General features: G+C 69.2%; 12 protein-coding genes. 8 read left to right on the top strand and 4 right to left on the bottom strand.

Translation table 11 applies throughout. The features are described from left to right. The first annotated feature begins 106 nt into the window (after positions 1-106). Positions 107-1555, top strand: a complete 1449-nt coding sequence (locus tag NRB20_RS01115; protein ID WP_227833098.1) for an MFS transporter — start codon at positions 107-109, stop codon at positions 1553-1555. Here the strand turns inward: NRB20_RS01115 and NRB20_RS01110 are convergent. Continuing rightward, positions 1533-2588 (bottom strand): alpha/beta hydrolase, encoded by a 1056-nt coding sequence (locus tag NRB20_RS01110; RefSeq protein WP_319944289.1) that lies wholly within the window; start codon positions 2586-2588, stop codon positions 1533-1535. The two genes, NRB20_RS01115 and NRB20_RS01110, sit on opposite strands and share 23 nt — an antisense overlap. Before the next feature lie 287 nt (positions 2589-2875). Between NRB20_RS01110 and NRB20_RS01105 the strand changes: the two genes are divergently transcribed. Further along, entirely contained in the window at positions 2876-5002 is a 2127-nt protein-coding gene (locus NRB20_RS01105) for an AMP-binding protein (protein WP_153407295.1), read from the top strand. A gap of 274 nt (positions 5003-5276) precedes the next feature. Here NRB20_RS01105 and NRB20_RS01100 read toward each other — a convergent pair whose 3' ends face one another. Continuing rightward, a complete protein-coding gene (locus NRB20_RS01100; protein WP_153407294.1) occupies positions 5277-6278 on the bottom strand; it encodes a GlxA family transcriptional regulator in 1002 nt (333 codons plus the stop codon). A gap of 70 nt (positions 6279-6348) precedes the next feature. Between NRB20_RS01100 and NRB20_RS01095 the strand changes: the two genes are divergently transcribed. After that, positions 6349-7311, top strand: coding sequence for an NADP-dependent oxidoreductase (locus NRB20_RS01095; RefSeq protein WP_153407293.1), 963 nt, complete (start codon positions 6349-6351; stop codon positions 7309-7311). Between the two features lie 5 nt (positions 7312-7316). Here the strand turns inward: NRB20_RS01095 and NRB20_RS01090 are convergent, their stop codons facing one another. Both NRB20_RS01090 and NRB20_RS01085 read right to left on the bottom strand, forming a co-directional pair. Beyond that, positions 7317-8354: a medium chain dehydrogenase/reductase family protein gene (locus NRB20_RS01090; protein ID WP_153407292.1), complete on the bottom strand. Its 1038-nt coding sequence runs from the start codon at positions 8352-8354 to the stop codon at positions 7317-7319. 111 nt (positions 8355-8465) lie between these two features. After that, positions 8466-9071: a TetR/AcrR family transcriptional regulator gene (locus NRB20_RS01085; protein ID WP_319944288.1), complete on the bottom strand. Its 606-nt coding sequence runs from the start codon at positions 9069-9071 to the stop codon at positions 8466-8468. A gap of 401 nt (positions 9072-9472) precedes the next feature. Here NRB20_RS01085 and NRB20_RS01080 point away from each other — a divergent pair, with 401 nt between their 5' ends. The 5 genes from NRB20_RS01080 to NRB20_RS01060 all read left to right on the top strand — a co-directional run bounded on the left by NRB20_RS01080 (position 9473) and on the right by NRB20_RS01060 (position 20843). Beyond that, positions 9473-10405 carry a LysR family transcriptional regulator gene (locus NRB20_RS01080; RefSeq protein ID WP_319944287.1) on the top strand — a complete coding sequence of 311 codons (933 nt, stop codon included), beginning with the start codon at positions 9473-9475 and terminating at the stop codon, positions 10403-10405. A gap of 87 nt (positions 10406-10492) precedes the next feature. Continuing rightward, a complete protein-coding gene (locus NRB20_RS01075) occupies positions 10493-12163 on the top strand; it encodes an AMP-dependent synthetase/ligase (RefSeq protein WP_319944286.1) in 1671 nt (556 codons plus the stop codon). 143 nt (positions 12164-12306) lie between these two features. Next, positions 12307-13560: an NAD(P)/FAD-dependent oxidoreductase gene (locus tag NRB20_RS01070; RefSeq protein ID WP_153407291.1), complete on the top strand. Its 1254-nt coding sequence runs from the start codon at positions 12307-12309 to the stop codon at positions 13558-13560. Next, positions 13557-14159, top strand: coding sequence for an SGNH/GDSL hydrolase family protein (locus NRB20_RS01065; RefSeq protein ID WP_319944285.1), 603 nt, complete (start codon positions 13557-13559; stop codon positions 14157-14159). The genes NRB20_RS01070 and NRB20_RS01065 overlap by 4 nt, the downstream gene beginning before the upstream one ends. 30 nt (positions 14160-14189) lie before the next feature. Beyond that, entirely contained in the window at positions 14190-20843 is a 6654-nt protein-coding gene (locus NRB20_RS01060; RefSeq protein ID WP_319944284.1) for an SDR family NAD(P)-dependent oxidoreductase, read from the top strand. Positions 20844-21185 lie beyond the last annotated feature (342 nt).

Below are 21185 nucleotides of genomic sequence, written 5' to 3'. Positions count from 1 at the left end.
ATTGTGGGGTGCCCAGGTCTGCGCGTGTGCGGGGCTGCCGATCGGGAGTGCGCCGATACGCTCCAGCCGGATTTCGCAGGGGTGTCGACGTGATCGAGGTGTTGTCTTGGCGGGTACCGGTATTCGCAATCCCATGGTGGTCGCGCGCGGTGAGCTGACGGCGTGGCTGACCTTCGCGGCCTGTCTGATCTCGGTGTTCATGCAGACGATCGATGTGACCATCGTGAACACCGCGCTGCCGGACATCACCCGGGATCTGGCCGCCTCGGCCTCGGCGCAGCTGCTGGTCATCTCGGGATACTCGCTCGCGTTCGCGTGCACCTTGCTGACCGCCGCGCGGCTGGGGGCGCTGTGGGGACGCCGCAGGGTGTTCCTGGTGGCCGTGGTGGCGTTCACCGCGGCCTCGGTCTGGTGTGGAATATCCACCGGAGCAGCGGAATTGGTGGTCGCGCGGATTGCCCAGGGGGTTGCCGGAGGGGCGATGGCGGCGCAGACCCTGGCGATTCTGGTGGCCGTGTTCCCGCGCGCGCGTCATCCGCAGGTGTTCGCGCTCTACGGCCTTGCCGCTGGTGGTGCGGGGATGGTCGGGCCGATTCTGGGCGGGATTCTGCTGACGCTGAATCTGTGGGGTCTGGGCTGGCACTGGGTGTTCCTGATCAACGTGCCGATGGGTATCGCGGCGTTCGCGCTCGCGGGGCGTTTCCTGCGTGTCGAGGCCGAATCCGACGGTGCGCGTTTGGATCTGGGTGGTGTGTTGCTCTCGGGGGCGAGTCTGCTGGCGCTGCTGTACGCGCTGGCCGATGTGCAGCGGCGCGGGTGGCGCGCGCAGCCGGTGGGTATCGTGCTCGCGGCCGTTGCCCTGGGGGCGGGATTCCTTGTGTACCAACGTATTCTGATCCGCCGAGGGCGGGTGCCGCTGATGCGACCGGATCTGTTCGCCGATCGCGGATTCGCCGTCGGATCGGTCCTGGTGACCGGATTCTTCGGCATGTTCACCGCATTCGTCTTCGCCGCCTCCATCACCTTCCAGGACGAACTGCACTTCTCCCCGCTGCGCACAGGTATCGCGATGACGATATTCGCGCTGGGGGCCGGGATGGGTGCGCTCGCGGCACCGTTTCTGGTGCGGCGCTGGGGAATTCGCGCACTGGCCGCCGGTATCGCCCTGTATGCCGGGTGTATGGCGGCGGCCGCGGTCTATCTGGTGCTGACCGACGGGGTGATCAGCGTGGCGCTCACGGTGGTTCCGGTGTTCGTGTCGGGGCTGGGCGTGGGGGTCTTCGGGTTGCAGGTGCAGCCGGTGATGCTCGCGGGTCTGGACGCGGGACAGCTGGGGGAGACCTCGGGGCTGCTGCCGACTATGGAGCAGATCGGCAATGCGGTCGGTTTGGCGGTGCTGAGCACGGTGTTCTTCCGCGCGCACACCCTCGGCGGGAGTATCGCGATGTTCGCCGCCATCGCGGTGGTGGCCGCCGGGCTCGCCGCGATCACGCTGCTGCTGCCCGAACCGCCCCGGCACGATGCGGCCGGTCTCACCGATCCAGCGCCGCGCTGAGTGTCGGCCACGCGTTGTGCAGGTCCTGCTGCCAGTATCCCCACGAGTGGGTGCCGTCCGTCCGTAGCGCGACGGTCGCGGGAATCTGCAACTGCCGCAACCGATCTCGTAGCTCTTGGGTACATTGTCCGGCGAGCGCGTCCAGGATGCCGCCGATCAGGAGTTGATCGGCCAGTTTCATCGGACTGTGGCCGATACCCGGTCCGTTCAGCGTGTCCAGCGGTCCGGGCAGCCCGTTCCCCGACGCGATGTACAGCGCCAGCCCCCGCAACCGCTCGGCATGCAGATACGGATCGTTCGCCCGCCACGCCGGATCGCTCGGCGGGCCCCACATGTTCAGACTGTCGCCACCGGTCGCGGTGACGATCGTATCGACCATCAGTTGCCCGAGCGGATCGCTGGTGCGCACGCACCCGCTGAACGACCCCACGCCCCGATACAGCCCCGGCGCGGCCAGAGCCAGCTGGAACACCGACACACCCGCCATCGACAGCCCCGCGATCGCGTTCGCCCCCGACCCGCCGAACGCCGAATCGATGATCGGCGGCAGTTCGCGCGTGAGAAAGGTGGTCCAGCGCTGACGGCCGTGCACCGGATCATCCGCGCGCCAATCGGCGAAGAAACTGCCCGCCCCACCCACCGGCATGACCACGGTGACCTGCTTGTCCGCGAAGAACCGCGCGGTATCGGTGCGGGTGAGCCAGTTGCCGCCGCCGCTCCAGCCGGTCGGACTGCCGCCGCCGTCGATGCCGTTGAGCAGATACAGCACCGGCGCGTGACGTGAGATATTCGGTGGCGCAAGCACTTCCACCGAGATCGCGCGACGCATGGCGGCGGAGTACACGGTCAAATCCAACATCCGCCCGAGTCCGGGGACGGCGGTCAGCAGATGCGAACCGTCGGGCGCGGGCCGGGCACGCGTGGGGGACGCCCCGGCGGGAGTCGCCGCCTGCCCGCACACCAGCGTCAGCGCCGCGCACACCGCAACGAGGCGGAATCGGTGCGAGCGGCGAGGCCCGGTCGGACGGTGCACGCGACGCCTCCCTTGCCGGACACGATGACTGCGACGCTAGGAGCTCGTCCGCGGCGGGACAAGGTTTCGGCGCCCGCCTTGGGTTTTCCGCCAATCCGATGCCGGAGGCATTGGCAGTGACCACAATCGGCGATTTCCGGTGGTGATGTGCGCGATCGCGCCACTGTGAACGACTCGGATGTGTTCCCCCGGGTGCTGTGAATTCTCCGGAGGCGCGGGGGATCCCTCGATGCAGAGGTGAATTTTCGGCAACATGAATCCACACGCCAGGAACGAGGAGTACGACCTTGGTCACCGATATCGTGGAGGTGACCGCGGATATCCCGGTCGCCCGGGACACAGTGTGGCAGTTGCTCACCGACCCCGCCACCTATGCGCGACTGTTCGCCGGAATCGGCGCCTGCGATCCCGTGGAGGCGATCGGTGGTCTGCCGCAGTGGCGGGTGCGGGTGGGCGGCCCGCACACCGAGATCCGCACCCTGACCATCGGATTGCTCGACGGTGGGCACGGGCGGCGGTTCGAATTGCGTTGCGCGGCAGTGGGCAGCTTCGTCGCGGTGCGGTTGCGGCAGCGCGAGGAACAGATCCGGGTGACGGTGACCTACTTCGCCCCCGGACGCATCCATCCCGCGGTCGCCGCGCTGGACAACGAGCGGCTCGAGGCATGGACCCACGAGGGGCTGGGCAGGCTGGTGCAGCTGGCACACGGTTCGGCCACCTCGACGGTGGTCAACGGCCAGGATTCGGCGTTGTCGTTCAGTGCCGCGGTGCTGCGGCAGATGGTCGCCTCGGGTGTGGTGCGCACCTACCGGCCCGATCACGGTGCGCGGCAGATCGGTTCGCTGGCCACCTGGGGTTTCACGCTCGGCGGCGGGTATGCGGCGGCCGCGGTCCGGGAACCGGACGGCGCGGCGGTCGTGGACCGGGACAGCGTGCGCAGCTTCACTCAGATCCACGAGCGAACCCAGGCGCTGGCGGGCGCGATGGCCGCGGAACTGGGCCTGAACTCGCGCGACGCGATCGGCCTGCTGGCCCGCAATCACGTCGGCGCGGTCGAAACCATGGTCGCCGCAGGCAAACTCGGCGTCGACGTGGTGCTGCTCAACGCGGGCCTCTCACCCCGGCAGCTGGAGGAGACCGTGCAGCGGCATCGGCTCACCACCCTGTTCGTGGACGACGATCTGGACCCGCTGATCCGCTACCTGAACTCCGATGTGCACCGCTATCGCACCGATTGCGGTGTGGCCGAACCGAATCGGCTGCCCGGCGATCCGGAGCGACGCTCGATCGACGATCTGATCGCCCTGGGTCACAACGAGTTCCGTCGCCCCCAGAGTCCGGGCCGGTTGATCGTGCTGACCTCCGGGACCAGTGGCGCGCCCAAGGGTGCCCGGCGGCCGCATCCGAAGGGGTTCGGCACCGTGGCCGCGCTGCTGTCCCGGATTCCGTGGCAGATGAACGAGACCATGGTGATTCCCGCGCCGCTGTTCCACACCTGGGGTCTGGCCGCGTTGCAGCTGAGTACCGCCCTGCGCGCGACGGTGGTGTTGCAGGACGAGTTCGACGCCCGCGAATGTCTGCGGCTGGTCGCCGAAAACAATGCCAGCACACTGATTCTCGTGCCGACCATGGTGCAGCGCATCCTGGATCTGCCGGTCGCCGAGCGGGCCCGTTACGACACGTCGAGCCTGCGCGTGGTCGCCAGTTGCGGTGCGCCGCTGACCGCGGCGACGGTGCTGCGCTTCGCCGAGGTGTTCGGCGAGATCCTCTACAACGTCTACGGATCCACCGAGGTCTCCTGGGCGACGATCGCCACGCCCGAGGATCTGCGCATCTCGCCGACCAGCGCGGGACGTCCGCCACTGGGCACGAGAATCGCTGTGCTGGACCATGATCGGCGTCCGGTGCCGATCGGCGCGACCGGCCGGATCTTCGTCGGCAACCGCATGCTGTTCGACGGCTACGTCAACTACGCGCCGCCCGAGGAGGCCGGCGGCCTGCTGGACACCGGCGATCTGGGCTACCTCGACGCCGCGGGCCGGTTGTTCATCGCCGGGCGCGGTGACGAGATGATCATCTCCGGCGGCGAGAACGTCTTCCCGCGCCCGGTGGAGGAGGCGCTGTCGTATCTGCCGCAGATCACCGATGTGGCCGTGGTCGGGGTGCCCGATCACGAATTCGGCCAGCGTCTGGCCGCCTACGTGGTCAAACGCGAGGACTCCGGGCTGGATTCGGACATGATCCGCACCTACATCCGCAATCGGCTGAGTAGATTCTCGGTGCCCCGGGACGTGACGTTCCTGGAATCCCTGCCGCGCGGTGAGACCGGCAAGATCATCAAACGCCTGCTCTCGGGGGACTACCTGCCCGGCCAACCCGTCTTCGCCAATGGCATGCCGCACGTCGATGCCTAACCGGCGCAACAGTTTCCGTCGATCGCGCGGCACTCGGCACGCGTTCCTGCCGACCGGAAGACCCACATGCGTGCCGACGGACCGACCGCGCCATTGCGACCGAACCGGCGACACTGGACATGACCCTAGATTCGCTTGCGGGATATCGCATCTCGAGGCGGCCGGATCGTCGTCACCTCCGGGAAGATGTAGCCGGTGATGTGATGTACCGTTCCGGTCTCGGGAACGCGATCGTCACCTGTCCGGAGAGGCGATCGGTCCGTGGATAGCGGGCTCAAGGCACCGCTGCGACCTGTGCCCGGGTGCGGAAGGTACGGCGGTAGGTCAGCGGCGCGACGCCGATCGCCTCGTGAAGATGTTGGCGCAGTGAGGTTCCCGTGGCGAAACCGACCTCTGCGGCGATCCGGTCGACGGGCAGATCCGTGCTCTCCAGCAACTCTCGCGCACGGAAGACGCGCTGCTGGATGAGCCAGCGGCCGGGACTGGTGCCGACCTCGTCGCGGAAGCGGCGGGCGAAGGTGCGCCCGCTCATCCGCGAGTGCCGCGCCAGATCCGACATGGTCAGTGGCAGATGCAGATTCGCCAACGCCCACTGCCGCGCCTCGGCCGTACCCGTCGAGGTCTGCGTGGGCACCGGCTGTTCGATGTACTGCGCCTGACCGCCCTCGCGCCACGGCGGCACCACGCAGCGGCGCGCGACCGTATTGGCGACCTCGCTGCCGTGATCCTTGCGAATCAGATGCAGGCACAGGTCGATTCCCGCGCTCGCGCCCGCCGAGGTCAGGATGTCGCCGTCGTCGACGTAGAGCACGTCGTGGTCCAGACGCACGCGCGGGAACGCGCGGCGGAAAATATCGGCGAGATTCCAGTGCGTCGCGGCGGGCCGGTCGTCGAGGCGTCCGTCGGCGGCCAGGACGAAGGCCGCCGTGCAGATGGACACGATCCGCGCGCTCGGCCGGATCAGCGCGAGCGCATCCGAAACACCGTGTGGCAGTGCGAGTATCGCGACGTCACCGGGATCGTCCGGGCAGGCGGCCACGCCGATGTGGCAGGGCGGGATGACCACGGTGTCGGCGGTGCGCAGGAGGTCGGCGTCGTGGGCCACGGCGATCGAGAAATCGCCCTCGGTGCGGACCGGCTGTCCGTCCACCGAACAGGTCAGTACCTCGTAGCGGCCGTCGGCGGAGCCGAACACCCGATTCGGGATGCCCAGTTCGAACGGATACACCCCGTCCAGCGCCAGCACGACGACGCGATGCGGTCCGGAACTCGTCATGGCACGATCATATCGAATATTGGCAATCCTGCCATTTTCTCTCGCGGTGAGCGACGGCAGGCTGAATGCCATGACGACAACGGAAATCCCCGCCACCATGCGAGCGATCGGCCAGGACACCCTGGGCGGACCCGAGGTGCTGCACGAGATCGAACGTCCGGTGCCGCAGCCGGGGCCGAGCGAGATTCTGGTGCGGGTGCACGCGACCGCCCTGAATCCGACCGACTGGAAACATCGCGCCCGCGCCGGGATGTTCCTGCCCGGCCCGCCGTTCGTGTTGGGCTGGGACGTCTCGGGCGTGGTGGTCGCGGTCGCGGGCGGCGTCACGCTGTTCGCGCCCGGTGACGAGGTGTTCGGCATGCTGCCCTATCCGCACGGCCACGGCGCCGCGGCCGAATACGTCACCGGCCCGGCCCGCGCCTTCGCGCCCAAGCCGCGCGCCCTGGACCACGTGCGGGCCGCCGCGGTGCCGCTCGCCGCGCTGACCGCCTGGCAGGCCCTGGTGGACACCGCGAATGTGCAAGCGGGACAGCGTGTTCTGGTGCATGCCGCCGCCGGTGGGGTGGGCCACTTCGCGGTGCAGATCGCCAAGGCGCGCGGGGCGTACGTCATCGGGACCGCGAGCGCGGCCAATCACGAATTCCTGCGCGGGGTCGGGGTGGACGAGACGATCGATTACCACGCGACCGACATCGCCGCGGCGGTGCGGGACATCGATGTGGCGATCGACCCGCTCGGCACCGACAACGCGCTCGCCTCGATCCACACCCTGCGGCCGGGCGGCATCGTGATCTCGCTGGTGGGCGCGGATCCCGAACGCATCGGCAAGGCGGCGGCCGAGGCCGGGGTGCGGGCGGTGAACATGCTGGTCGAAGCCGATCACGCCGGGATGTGCGCACTGGCCCGGATGGTGGAGGAAGGGACATTGCGGCCGACGATCGCGGGCGTCTTCCCGCTCGCCGAGGCCGCGACCGCGCACGCCCTCGGCGACACCGGCCGCACCGTCGGCAAACTCGTCCTCACCGTGCCGTGACGAGTTCACTCCTCGCCGACCAGCACGACTTTCCCTGTGACGGTACGGGATTCGGCGACGGTCAGGGCGCGGGCGGCCTCCCGTAGCGGGAACCGGGCGGCGATCTGGGCGGTGAGATCGCCGCGGGCGGCCAGCTCCAGGACCGCGCGCAGATCGGTGGCGAGCTGGGTGCGGAACCGGTCCGTGCGGCGCTGACCGGCCCAGATGTTGTAGAAGTGGGTGCGGCGGCGGTTGGGCAGGATCTTCCACCACATCATGCGGGCGAGCAGCAGGAAGATCGGGAGCCGGGAATCGCCCTCGTCGTCCTTGGTGGCCGCGGTCCCGTAGGCGACCAGGATGCCGCCGCGGGCGAGCAGGCGGAACGAATCCACGATTCCCGGCCCGCCGACGTGGTCGAACACCGCGTCGACGCCCTCGGGAGCCAGTGCCCGGACCTGCGCGGTGATATCGCCGCGGTAGTCGACCGGTGTCGCGCCGAGCGCGCGCACGGCCTCGGCATTGCGCGCCGAGGCGGTGCCGATGACCCGGATGTTCGCGAGCCGGGCCAACTGCACGAGCGTGGTGCCGACGCTGCCGTTGGCTCCGTGCACCAGGATGGTGCCGCCGCTGCCGACACCCGCGACGCGATGCAACATCTGCCAAGCCGTAATCCCGCTCACCACAAAGGTTTCCGCCTCCGCCGGGTCCAGTCCGTCCGGTACCGGGACCAGATCGGCGGCCTCGAGCAGGATCCGGCTGCTCCAGCCGCCGATCTTGGTCAGCGCGGCCACCCGCCTCCCGATCAGCCGCGAATCGACCTGCGGCCCAACGGCTTCGATGATCCCGATCAGGTCGTAACCCGGGACGAACGGGAAGGGCGGCTGGTCGAAGTACTTTCCGCGTCGCATCTGCTGTTCGGCGAACGACACCCCGCTCGCCTCGACGCGCACCAGCGCCTGACCTGGGCCGGGCGCGGCCAGGTCGCGCTGGACGATCTGCAATCCGTCGGGTTCGACGAGTCCGGGCAGGACGACCTCTACTGCGGTGATCGTGTTGGTGGACATGGTGATTCCTCTCGGCGAGCGTTATGAGTGACTGGTCACTCACTGCATGGGATGAAGAAAAGCCCCGGTCGGGGCCTGCTCGGAAAACGGTGGTTCAGGGGTGGCGCACGATCACTCCCGGGGTGAACGGGTCGGCGCGGCGGGATGCCGGATGGCGCGGGCGAGCAGCGACGCCCACTGATCGTCCTGGGAATCCAGGTCGAGCGTGGTGATCAGATGGCACAGTTGACCGAACGCGATGAATCGCTGCACGTCTTCGTCCGGCGCGTTGGAGCGCGACTTCGCGAACTCGGTGACCCGGCCCAGCCCGCGCCGCATGGCCGCCGCGATCTCCGGGACGTCGGCCGCGGACTGTGCGTGCACCTGAAGCATCAACAGTCGCCTGTCGGCGATGAGTTCGCCGTAGGCGCTGCCCATCTCGTCCAGGATCGTCTCCGGATCCTCGACGGCGGCGCGACGCGCTCCCGTGGCGAGCGACTGTTCGACGAGTTCGAAGCAGTGGTCCAGCGCCGCGACGAACAGATCGACCTTGCTCGGGAAGAGTTTGAACACGTACGCCGGGGAGATACCCGCGCGCGCGGCCACCGTACTGATCGGCGTCCCGTGATAGCCGGACGCGGCGAACTCCGCGATCGCCGCGTCGATGACCGCCTCACGACGAGCGTCGGACGTGGAGAGCGTTGCGCGGGCCATCATGGTGAGTGACTGTACACTCACTCTTCGAGGCGGGGCAACCCCGATCGGCAACCGCGGAGCCATCCGTCCGCGCTGTGTGGACCCCTACGGTGAACGGACACCGAATCGTGTCGCTGCACAGTGCGTCCGGGCGGCCGACGGATCCGAGCCGGTGCACCGGACGCGGGGGTTGACGCGCCCCGTGCGGGTCAGGGCCTCGGAATCGGCTGTACCGCAGGTAGATCGGTCGCCGTTCGGGTCGCGGCGGCGGTCGGGATGTGGTTGTATTGTAGGCTGTGCCGCCCGGGTCGACGCTGTTCCACGGGTGGGGTACTCGCGTTGGTTCACGGGTTGGCAACGCAGCGGCTGTCTTTCGTGACAGTGCCCTTCATTCCGAGTTACCTGTCCGGGCTACCGTGCTGGGTACACGGAAGGAGTCGGCTGTGGAGATCCGACATCTTGTTTCGTTCATCGCCATCGCCGAGGAGTTGCACTTCGGCCGCGCAGCGCAGCGCCTTCACCTCACCCAACCCAGTCTGAGTGCCCAGCTGCAGAAGCTGGAGAAGTCACTCGGTGTGCAACTGGTCGCACGCAACTCACACGACGTCCGATTGACCGCCGCCGGACTGGAATTCGAGGGTCAGGCCCGCCAGATCGTCGCCCAGCTCGAGCGGGCGGCACATTCGGCCCGCGCCACCGCGGCGGGCCGCGCGGGCACCATCAACATCGGCTACAACCTGCCCGCCAGCAGGCACGTGCTCCCGGAGGCACTGGCCCGCATGACCGAACACCACCCCGACATCGTGGTGTCGTTGTGGGAGAAGCGAACCGGGCCGCAGCTGGCCGGACTCTCGGACGGTTCACTGGATATCGCGCTGGTGTACGGGCATCCGGGCACCGCCGAGTTCCGCTATCGGCGGCTGCTGCACCGGGTGCCGCTGGTGGCCGTGGTGGGCCGGCGGCATCGCTGGGCGGATCGTCCCGTGGTGCGGTTCGCGGAGCTGGCGAGTCAGCAGTGTGTGCTGTTCGCGCGGGATCAGTGTCCGGCCATGTACGACTCGATCCTGCGGGCCGCGGCCGACAACGGGATCTCGCTGAACGTCGCGCACATGGCCGACGATCCGGGCGCGACCGCGCACATGGTCGCGGTGCGGCCGCTGGTCGGCTTCGCCTCGCTGCCGCGCGCCATCTCGATGGGGATGGCGTTGCCGGGCAGCACCTCGGCGGCGGTGAAACTGGTGGACCCCATACCTACTCTCGATCTGTACGCGGTGTGGAATGCGGAGGAGACGAATCCGGCCGTGTCGCTGTTTCTGGACTGCGTGGATTTCCCGGAGGAATCGGATATCGATACTGCCCCGGCCATTCCGGCCTGACCACTTCGATAGGCGGTGACATTCGCGCGGTAGGAATGCGCGCGCGACCTCGGCCGGATATCCGGGGGCCGAGAAGAATTCGAAGCCGTGAATACAGTCTCTGGCATCGAGATATCGGTCACCGAGAACGGAATCCAACCGGCGGATTCGGAGAGTTTGTACTCGATCGTCTCCGACGGGGCCCGGCGGGATCCGCACCGCGCGTTGCTGGGCTGTCCGGACGGGACGGTGCTGACCCGCGCGGAGGTCGACACCCGGGTCCGCGCGCTGGCGGCGGCACTGGCCGAACGTGGTGTGCGGCAAGGGGATCGGGTGGCGATCCTGGGCCGCACGAGTGTGACGTGGGCGCTGCTCGACTGCGCGGTGCTGGCGCTGGGCGCGATCGTGGTGCCGATCTACCCGACGTCCTCGCCCGCGCAGATCGAACACATCCTGACCGACAGCGCCAGTACGGCTTTCGCGGCCGAGACCGACGACGACGCGGTCCGGCTGCTGGCGGCCGGCGCCGATGCGGTGTGGACCTTCCCGCAACTCGGCGACTGGGCCGCGGTCACCGACGCCCCCGAACCGCCGGTCGCCGCCATGCTGGCCGACGACCTGGCGATGCTCGTCTACACCAGCGGCACCACCGGATTGTCCAAGGGCTGCATGATCACCCACCGCAACATGTACACCTCGGCGGCCAACACCGTGCGCCAGACCGGGGCGGTGTTCGGCGGCAGAACCGTGCTGGCCCTGCCGCTTTCGCACGTGTTCGGTCAGACCATGCTGTTCGCCTGCCTGTTCGGCGGCACGGAAACCTATCTGCTGCCGGGGATTCCGGATCTGGTTCCCGCGCTGGCGCGGCTGCGACCGACCTTCCTGCCGCTGATTCCGTACGGGCTGGAGAAGATTCGCAAACACTGCCGCGCGCTGCTCGCCGCGGGCGCGGAGCAGGAGACGGTGACGCGCGGGCTGGAACTGCTGCGACGGCGTGCGGCGGCCCCGCCGGTGGAACCGCTGGCGAGCGCGATGGGCGGGCGGCTGCGGTACGTGATCTCCGGCGGTGCGTCACTGGACGATTCGACGGCCGGGTTCTACGCCGGTGCCGGAGTGGTGATCCTGAACTGCTACGGCCTCACCGAGGCGGCCACCGCCGTCACCGTCAGCGCGCCGGAGACGAACCGGCTCGGCACCGTCGGGCGGCCGATCCCCGGCACCGAGGTCGGCATCGCGCCCGAGGACGGTGAGGTACTGGTCCGCGGTCCGCACGTGACGCCCGGGTACTGGGGCGCGGCGAGCGACCAGCGTCCGGTGGACGACGACGGCTGGCTGCACACCGGCGACATCGGCGAACTCGACGACGGATATCTGCGAATCACGGGGCGCAAGAAGGAGATTCTGGTCACCTCGGGCGGTAAGAACGTCGCCCCGACCCCCCTCGAGGACCGGGTGCGCCTGCATCCGCTGGTGAGCAACTGCATCGTGCTCGGGGACGGGCGCGCGTACGTCACCGCGCTGGTCACCCTCGACGCCGAGCGTGCCGAACGCTGGCGCGCCGAGCATCCGGACCAGGATCCGGCCGCCGCCGTGCGGACCGCCGTGGACGAGGCCAACGCCCTGGTGTCCCGGGCGGAATCGATTCGCGCATTCCGAATCGTGGCCGGGGACTTCACGATTGCGAACGGACTGCTGACCTCGTCGCTGAAACTGCGTCGGGCGGCCATCGCCGAGGCATATGCCGACGATATCCACCAGCTCTACGTTACGCGTGCGTGAACCTGCCGATAATCGTCGAGCAATTTCTCCGTCGCGATAGCCGGGGCCGATCGGCCGATGAATTGCAGTGGCCGCCGGTAGTTATCCGGCGGCATCGCGAACAAACTCGAAATCGGAATTCCTCTAGCGAAAGTGATGGGCACATGTACGACGTCATCGTGGTCGGAACCCGCGTCGCGGGAGCCCCACTGGCCATGCTGCTGGCGCGCAAGGGCTACCGCGTACTCGCCGTGGACCGCGCCACCTTCCCGAGCGACACCGTCTCCACCCACTACGTGCACCAGGCGGGCCTGAGCCTGCTGAAGTCGTGGAGGCTGCTGGACGACCTGGTGGCCACCGGCTGCCCGCCCGTGCGGAACCTGAACTTCACCTACACCGACATCGTGATCAACGGGATGGCCGACCCGTCGGCGGACGGCATCGACGCCGTGTACTGCCCGCGTCGCACCGTGCTGGACAAGCTGCTGGTGGACGCCGCGCGCGCCGCGGGTGCGGAGGTGATCGAGGGATTCACCGTCAGCGCACTGGAATTCGACGGTGACCGGGTCACCGGGCTGCGCGGCCGGGCCGGCGAGGGGCCGGAGCAGAAGTTCGAGGCCAAGCTCGTGATCGGCGCGGACGGGGCGAACTCGACGGTCGCCAAGCAGGTGGGCGCGCAGGTGTACGAGGGCTCGCCCGCCGCGTGCTTCGTGTTCTACTCCTACTACGAGGGCGTCGACTGGGGGATGCAGCACCGCACCGGATTCGGTGAGCAGCAGTTCGCCTCCTGGCCCACCCACGACGGGCTGGCGCTGGTCGCGGTCATGCGCAAGCGCGACCGGTTCCGCGAGTTCCGCGCCGACCCGGATGCCGGACTCCAGGAGATCGTGGACCAGGTGGATCCGGAATACGGTGCGCGCCTGCGGGATACGGGTAAGCGGGTGGAGCCGTTCCGGCCCATGCTGTACCCGGACAACTATCGCCGCCGGTCCTTCGGCCCGGGGTGGGCGCTGGTCGGTGACGCCGGATACCACAAGGATCCGTTCACCGGTTGGGGCATCACCGACGCGTTCAAGTACGCGCAGCTGCTGTCGGATCTGGTGGACGAGAGCCTGTCGGGGGTGCGGCCGTTCGAGCAGACCCTCGCGGAGTACCAGCGCGAGCGTGATGCCCAGAGTGCCAGCACTTACGAACTGACACAGAGCATTTCGGAGCTGTCGCTGACCCCGTACTACGACTCGGTGTTCCGCGCGACCAGCATGAGCCCGGACTACTCGAAGAAGTTCTTCGGGCTGATCGCGGGGCTGTATCCGCCGGACAAGTTCTTCGGTGAGGCCGAGTTGGCCGAGCTGTACGAGAAGGTCGGGTTCCCGGTGGATCGTCGTCACCTGACCCGCGACGCGGGGGTACCGGCGTGAGCGTGGCTTTGACCGCCATCGGCGACAGTTTCGTCGAGGGGCGCGGAGATGTGCGGCCGGACGGCGCTTTTCGCGGTTGGGTGCCGCGGCTGGGCAGTCAGCTCGGGCTGCGCGGCGGGGCCGTCCGCAATCTGGGCACGCACGGCGCGACCACCACGACGCTGGTGCGCGAGCAGCTGCCCGTCGCGGTCTCGGTGCGTTCGGCGGTGTACGGCGTGGTTGTCGGGGTGAACGATCTGGTCAGCGATTACGACCGGAATCGGTTCGCGGACAACCTCACCCGTATCTTCGGCACCCTGAACCAGGGCAGCGCAACAGTTTTCACCGCCACCTACCCGGATATCCCCGCGCGACTGCCGGTTCCGGACCGCTTCCGGGACCTGCTGCGCGAACGGTTCGCCTACGCCAACGCCGTGCTGGCCGAGGTGACCGCCCGCACCGGAACCCTACTGATCGATATCGCGGCCCGCCCGGAGTGGGCGCGACCGGAGATGTGGACCGAGGACGGCCTGCACCCCAGCTCGCTCGGACATCGCGTCTTCGCCGCCGCCGCGGCCGAAGCGATCTCGTCGACCACCGCCACCACCGTGGCCGCCTGACGCGGCCCACCAGGTTCGAGAGGAATCCCTGTGACGGACGACAGACGTCTGGCGCGCGACCCGATCGCGATCGTCGGCATGTCGGGGCTGTTGCCCAAAGCGCACAACCATGTTCAGTTCTGGCAGAACATCGTCGACGGTGTGGATTGCATCGAGGAGGTGCCGCCGTCGCGGTGGAAGCTCGACGACTACTACGACGCCGATCCGTCGACCCCGGACAAGACCTACTCCCGGCGCGGGGCGTTCCTGCCCGATGTGGACTTCGATCCGCTGGAGTTCGGTCTGCCGCCGAATCAGCTCGAGGTCACCAGCACCATGCAGACGCTCAGCCTGGGCGTCGCGCGGGATCTGCTGATCGACGCGGGCGCGGTCGGCTCGGACTGGTACGACGCCGCGAACACCGGCGTCGTGCTGGGTACCACCGGCCCGGTGCCGCTGATGCATCCGCTGGCCGCGCGCCTGTCGACGCCGGTGCTGCTGGAGGCGGCGCGCTCGGTGGGATTGAGCGAGCGGGACGCGGACGCGATCGCGCAGCGGTTCGTGTCGGCTTTCGCGCCGTGGGAGGAGAATTCGTTCCCCGGTCTGCTGGCCAATGTGGTCGCGGGCCGGGTCGCGAACCGGCTCGGCCTGGGCGGGATGAACTGCACGGTCGACGCGGCGTGCGCGGCCTCGCTGGCCGCGATCCGCACCGCGATCGCGGAATTGCAGGACCGTCGCGCGGACATGATGATCACCGGTGGCGTCGACACCGAGAACACCATCTTCATCTACATGTGCTTCAGCAAGGTCGGCGCGCTGTCGCCGACCGGGCGGATCAGCCCGTTCTCCACCGAGGCCAACGGCACGCTGCTCGGTGAGGGCATCACCATGCTCGCGCTGCGGCGGCTGGCGGACGCGCGGCGGGACGGGAACCGGATCTACGCGGTCATCCGCGGGCTCGGATCGTCCAGCGACGGGCGCTCCAAGAGCATCTACGCGCCGCGCGCCGAGGGGCAGCGGGTCGCGCTGGATCGGGCCTACCGGGACGCCGAATGTTCCCCTGCCGATGTGGAACTCATCGAGGCGCACGCCACCGGCACCGCGGTCGGTGACCGGACCGAGCTGACCGCGCTGAGCGGGTTGCTGGCCGAGGCGAGTACCGAATCCCGGTTCGCGGCGCTGGGCAGCGTCAAATCGCAGATCGGGCACACCAAGGGCGCGGCCGGTACTGCCAGCGTGATGAAACTCGCGCTGGCACTGCATCAGAAGGTGCTGCCGGGCACCATCAATGTGGGCGCGCCGAACACCGACTTCGAGTGGGGGACCGCGCCGTTCTACGTCAACACCCGGACGCGGCCGTGGATTCGTGATCCGCAGCGTCCGGTGCGGCGGGCGGCGGCGTCCGCGATGGGGTTCGGCGGCACCAACTTTCATCTCGTGCTCGAGGAGGCCGACGTCGAGCGGTCCGGGCTGGTGCTGCACCAGGTGCCGCGCGCCCAGCTGTGGCACGCCGCGGACGCGGTGAGCCTGGCCGAGGCGGTGCGGTCGGCCGCACCCGGTGACGGCGGCGATATTCCCGAGGGGCACGCCCGGATCGGGTTCGTGGTCATCGATGACGAGCAGGCCGAGCATCTGCGGGAGTTGGCGGCCGAGGAGCTGCTGCGCAATCCGGACGCCCAGGCTTGGGATCATCCGGAGGGCGTCTACTACCGTGCGGCGGCGTTGCCCGAGCGTAAGGTCGGCGCGCTGTTCGCGGGGCAGGGCAGCCAGTACGTCGACATGGGATCGACTGCGGCACTGAACAATCCGCCTGTCGGCGCGGCATTCGACACGGCCAACGCGGCGTTCGCCGAGGCGCCGCGGCGACTGGCGAGCGTGGTGTTCCCGGCGCCGGCGTTCGGCGAGGCCGAACAGGCCGAACAGGAAATCCTGTTGCGCCGCACCGATTTCGCGCAGCCCGCGATCGGCGCGCTGGCGGTCGGGCAGTTCCGGGTGCTGAACGAATTCGGCCTGCGGCCCGACGGCTTGCTGGGGCACAGCTTCGGTGAACTCACCGCGCTGTGGGCGTCCGGGGCGGTGTCCACCGACGACTACTTCACCCTGGCGCGGGCGCGTGGCGCGGCCATGGTCGTGCCCGAGGGGGAGGACGCGGGCGCCATGACCGCGGTCGGTGCGACCCGCGAGGCGGTGGGCGAGCTGATCGCCGGGGTCGAGGACGTGTGGATCTGCAACCACAACGCGCCCGATCAGGTGGTGGTCGGCGGCGGTGCGGCCGGAATCGCCGAGGTGACCGCGCGGGCCGGGGAACGCGGGATCGCGACCCGGGACCTGCCGGTGTCCGGCGCCTTCCACACCCCGTACGTGGCGCACGCGGTGGACCGGTTCGCCGCGGCGGTGGCCGAGGTGCCGATCGGCGCGCCCGCGGTCCCGGTGTACGCGAACTCCGCGGACGCCGAGTACGGCGAGGACATGTCCTCGAACCGGGCCGTACTCACCGGGCAGCTCAGCAAGCCGGTGGAATTCGCGGCCGCGCTGAATGCGATGCGGGCGGACGGATGCACCGTCTTCGTCGAGTTCGGGCCCAAGCAGATCCTGACCTCGCTGGTGCGGCGGACCCTCGGCGACGAGGTGATCGCGATCGCGACGGACTCCGGTCCGATCGGCGACGGGGATCTCACGTTGAAGCGGGCCGCCGTGCGACTCGCGGTGCTGGGCTTCGACATTCGCGGGATCAACCGGTATGCCGCGCCCGAACCCGTTGCGCCGTCGCGGCGGGGGATGACCGTGACCCTGTCCGCGCCGGAGTATGTGCCCGACACCCGCCGGGCCGCCCACGCCGCGGCCCTCGAGGACGGTTACGTGGTTTCCGCCCTCGCGTCCCAGCCTGTCGCCGCGCAGTCGATCGCCGGATCGGTGACGCCGGTCCCCGCAGCGGTCGCGCAGGTCTCGAACGGCGTTGTGCCGCATGACGATATCGCCCCTGTCGCCGAGCCGGCCCCGGTCCGCTCGGCCGAACCTCCGGAGAGTTTCGTGTCATCCCAACCGTCCCATCGCGATGCCGCCGCCGCGGATTACACCGCCCTGGACTCCGCGCTGGTGCAGCATCTGGACACGCACCGCCAGTACCTCGACGGCCAGTTGGACCTGGCACGCACCCTGGCCGGTGCGCTCGCCCAGGGTGGGCTGGACGAGGGCACGGTCCGGGCCATCGAGGCGGTGAAGGAACACGGAATCGCCATCAGCGACAGTCACTCTCACGCGAGTGCGGTGCTGGCCCAGTTGGCCGGTCTGGAAAGTGGGGTGGAAGTCACACCCTCGCATCGTGTTTCGGCGGTGACGCGGCCCGCGCCACGTGCTCTGGCCGCATCGCCGGTAGTGGAAAGTCCGGTGCGGCAGTCGGTTCCGGCGGTGGCCGCATACGCGCCGGAGCCGGTCCAGGTGGCGGTTGCCCCTGCTGTTCCGGCCACCAATGGCACCGCTTCGGTCGCCGGCGTGTCCGACAAGGCCGTGTCCAACGGTGTGAACGCTCCGGCCGCCGAGCCCGCTACGGATGTGGCGGCTTTGCGTCGAGCGTTGCAGGAAGTGGTTGCCGACAAGACCGGTTATCCGGTCGAGATGGTCGATCCCGCAATGGATCTCGAAGCAGACCTGGGCGTCGACTCGATCAAGCGGGTACAGGTGATCGGCGCTTTGCAGGAGCGTTTCCCGCATCTGCCGAGCCTTGGGCCTGAGCAACTGGGCACCCTGCGCACCCTGGAGCAGGTGGCGACGCTGCTGGCCGGTACCGAGACTCCAGCCGCTGCCTCCGCTCCCACGAGTGCGGCCTCTGCGAGCGGTGCGACGACCGACGAATTGCGTCGCGCTCTACAGGAGGTCGTCGCCGACAAGACCGGTTATCCGGTCGAGATGGTCGACCCCGCAATGGATCTGGAAGCGGATCTGGGTGTGGATTCGATCAAGCGGGTGCAGGTGATCGGTGCCCTGCAGGAGCGGTTTCCGCACCTGCCGAGCCTCGGCCCGGAGCAGTTGGGCACGCTGCGCACGCTGGATCAGGTCGCCGATGCGCTCGGTGGACCGGCCGCTCCTGGCGTGGCCCCTGCCGACGGACTTTCGGCGGACGAACTTCGCTCCGCGCTCACGGAACTGGTCGCCGAGAAGACCGGCTATCCGGTCGAGATGGTCGATCCCGCAATGGATCTGGAAGCGGATCTGGGCGTCGACTCGATCAAGCGGGTGCAGGTGATCGGTGCGCTCCAGGAGCGATATCCCGATCTGCCCAGTCTCGGGCCGGAGCAACTGGGGACGTTGCGCACGCTGGATCTCATCGCGGCCCGGCTGGCCGACCTCTCCGGTGGTGATGCGGACCCAAAAGCTGAGGCCGCGGCGGGTGCGCCGCGGCACGCCGTCGAACTGATCACCGTCGCGCCGGTGGACGCGCTGGTCGATCCCTATCCCGCCGCCGCTTTCGCGGTGGTGCTCGGGATCGGTGCCGACACCGAGTCCGATTGCGCCGCGCTCGTCGTCGCACTGCGGGAGCTGGGGTGGACCGTCCGGCGCACCACCGACCTCGACACGCTGGCCGCCGATCCGGTGGACGCGGTCGTCGTGGTCGCCGGAGCCGGTGCGGAATGGCAAGCGGCACAAGATGTTCTGACCGAGACCATCGTGGCCGCCGGTCGCGCGGTTCCGGTGCTGCGGCAGGCCACGCAACGCGCGGCCTTCGTCACGGTGACCCGGCTCGACGGGGAACTGGGCTATCGCGGGGACCGGGATCCGGTGTCCGTGCTGCTCGGTGGCATCGGCGGCGTCGTCAAGACGGTCGCGGCCGAGGAGCCCGCGCTGTTCTGCCGGGCGCTGGACATCGATCCGGCGGTGGACGCGGCGACCGCGGCCGCCCGGGTGGTGGCCGAATTGTTCGACGCCGCAACCGATACCGCCGAGATCGGCATCGACGCGGCGGGCGTGCGCCGCGCGCCGGTGCCCAGCAGACACGCATCCGCGTCAACGGTGACGTGGGTGGATCCGGACCGTGCTCCGGACCCGACAACGTTGTCGGCCGACGATGTCCTGCTGGTCACCGGCGGCGGGCGCGGTGTGACCGCGCTGTGTGTGCTCGCGCTTGCCGAGCGCAGTCCGGCCCGGTTCGTGCTGCTGGGGCGGACCGAACTCACCCCGGAGCCGGAATGGGCTGCGGGCGTGGCGGATTCGGAGTTGAAGACGGCCGCCGTGCGTGCCCTGGCGGGTACCGGCATCACGCCGCGCGAGATCGACCGGAACTGTGCCGAGGTGCGGGCGGTGCGTGAGATCCGTGCCACCCTGGCCGCACTCGGTGATCGCGCGGAGTACGCGGCGGCCGATGTGACCGACGCCGCGGCCGTCCGGGCGGCGGTCGAACCGTGGCGGGACACGCTCACCGGGATCGTGCACGGTGCGGGAGTGCTCGCCGATTCGATGATCGCGGACAAGACCGCGGCATCGGTGACCCGGGTGCTGCGCCCGAAGCTCGCGGGCCTCGCCGCCGCCCTCGCGGTGGTGGCGCGGCCGCGGCATCTGGTGCTGTTCACCTCGGTCGCCGGACTGTTCGGCAATGCCGGGCAGGCCGATTACGCGGCGGCGAACGAGGCGCTGTGCCGGTTCGCGACGAGCTGGCGCACCCGGCATCCGGACTGCCACTGCGTCGCGATCGACTGGGGCGCCTGGGACGGCGGTATGGTCACGCCCGAACTGCGCCATCACTTCCTGGATCGCGGAATCCCTTTGCTGGCACCGGAAACAGGGGCCACGGCCTTCGCCGAACAGTTCACGCCGGAGCGTCGCGCCGACACCGTGGTACTGGTGGGTGAGGCGGTGGCGCTGTCGAGCGCGGCACCCGCACCGGCACCGGCACGGGTGCGGCGTGTGCTCGCCGGGCTCACCGAGGAGCCGGTGATCGCGGCGCACCGCATCGGTGAGCACATCGTGCTGCCCGCGACCTTCGCCCTCGGTGCGCTGATCAATGTGACCGAACGCCGGTTGCCCGGGTTCACGGTCACCGCTGCGCACGATTTCGAGGTGGTCAAGGGCATCGTCTTCGATCATCCGGTGGACGAGGTCGACATCGTCGTCGAACCCGCTGATACGGCCGGTGATTCGAGCACGCTGGACGTGCGCATGGTGAGCGGCCGTACCACGCACTACCGGGCCACGCTGGTGTGCACTCGAGCGGCGGACGGTTCACCTCGGGTCGCGGTGCCGAGCGGCCCCGGGGCCGATGCGGCATGGATCTACCGGGACGGCGTGCAGTTCCACGGCCCGGCCCTGCAAGGCGTACGCCGGGTGCACAGCGCCTCGGATTCCGCGATGGTCTTCGAATGTGCCCTGCCCGCAACGCGAATCGCCGCGGGCTCGTACGGCGGGCGGCTACATGATCCGGTCTGCGCGGACCTGATCCTGCAATGCCCGCCGGTACTCGGTCACCGGTTGCTCGGCGCGGCCTGCCTGCCGCTGGGTATCGGTAAGGCCGAGTACTACCGGCGACTGCCGACGGGCGAGCCGTTCCTGGTCGTGGTCGACAATCCGCGCGGCGGATCGTTCGACATCACCATCGACGCGACCGCGACCGATCTGAACGGCACGGTGTTGCAACGGTTCTCGGGCGTCACCGTGGTGACCACCCCGGACCTGACGGAGAAGTTCCGAACCTCGGTGAGGCAGTGGCAGAAATGACAGTACTGGAGTTCGACGGTATCGCCTTCGACCCGACGAGCACGTCGAGTGCCGCGGTCGAGTCGGCAGACCGGTCCCCGGCGGCGGTCCCCGGCCCCACATCGGCCGTGCCCGTAGCACCGCCTGCGATCCGGAATCCCTCGCCCGCAACATATCCCGGCGCATCGAACGTATTGGCGGAGATTCGCGCCGGGGTGGTCGACGCCCACCGGGCCGCACTGGACGCGCAGCTCGCGGTGCAGCGTGCACTGTGGGAGCGCGCCCGCTCGGGCGGATCCTCCACTGCCGCAGCGTATCCGTACGCTGCGGCAGTGCGGGCTGTCCCTGCGGTACCGGGCGAGC

Source organism: Nocardia macrotermitis (genome assembly GCF_009604405.1).
Classification (GTDB): domain Bacteria; phylum Actinomycetota; class Actinomycetes; order Mycobacteriales; family Mycobacteriaceae; genus Nocardia; species Nocardia macrotermitis.
Note: the sequence above shows the minus strand (reverse complement) of the source record. Positions and strands in the feature narration are given on the sequence as shown.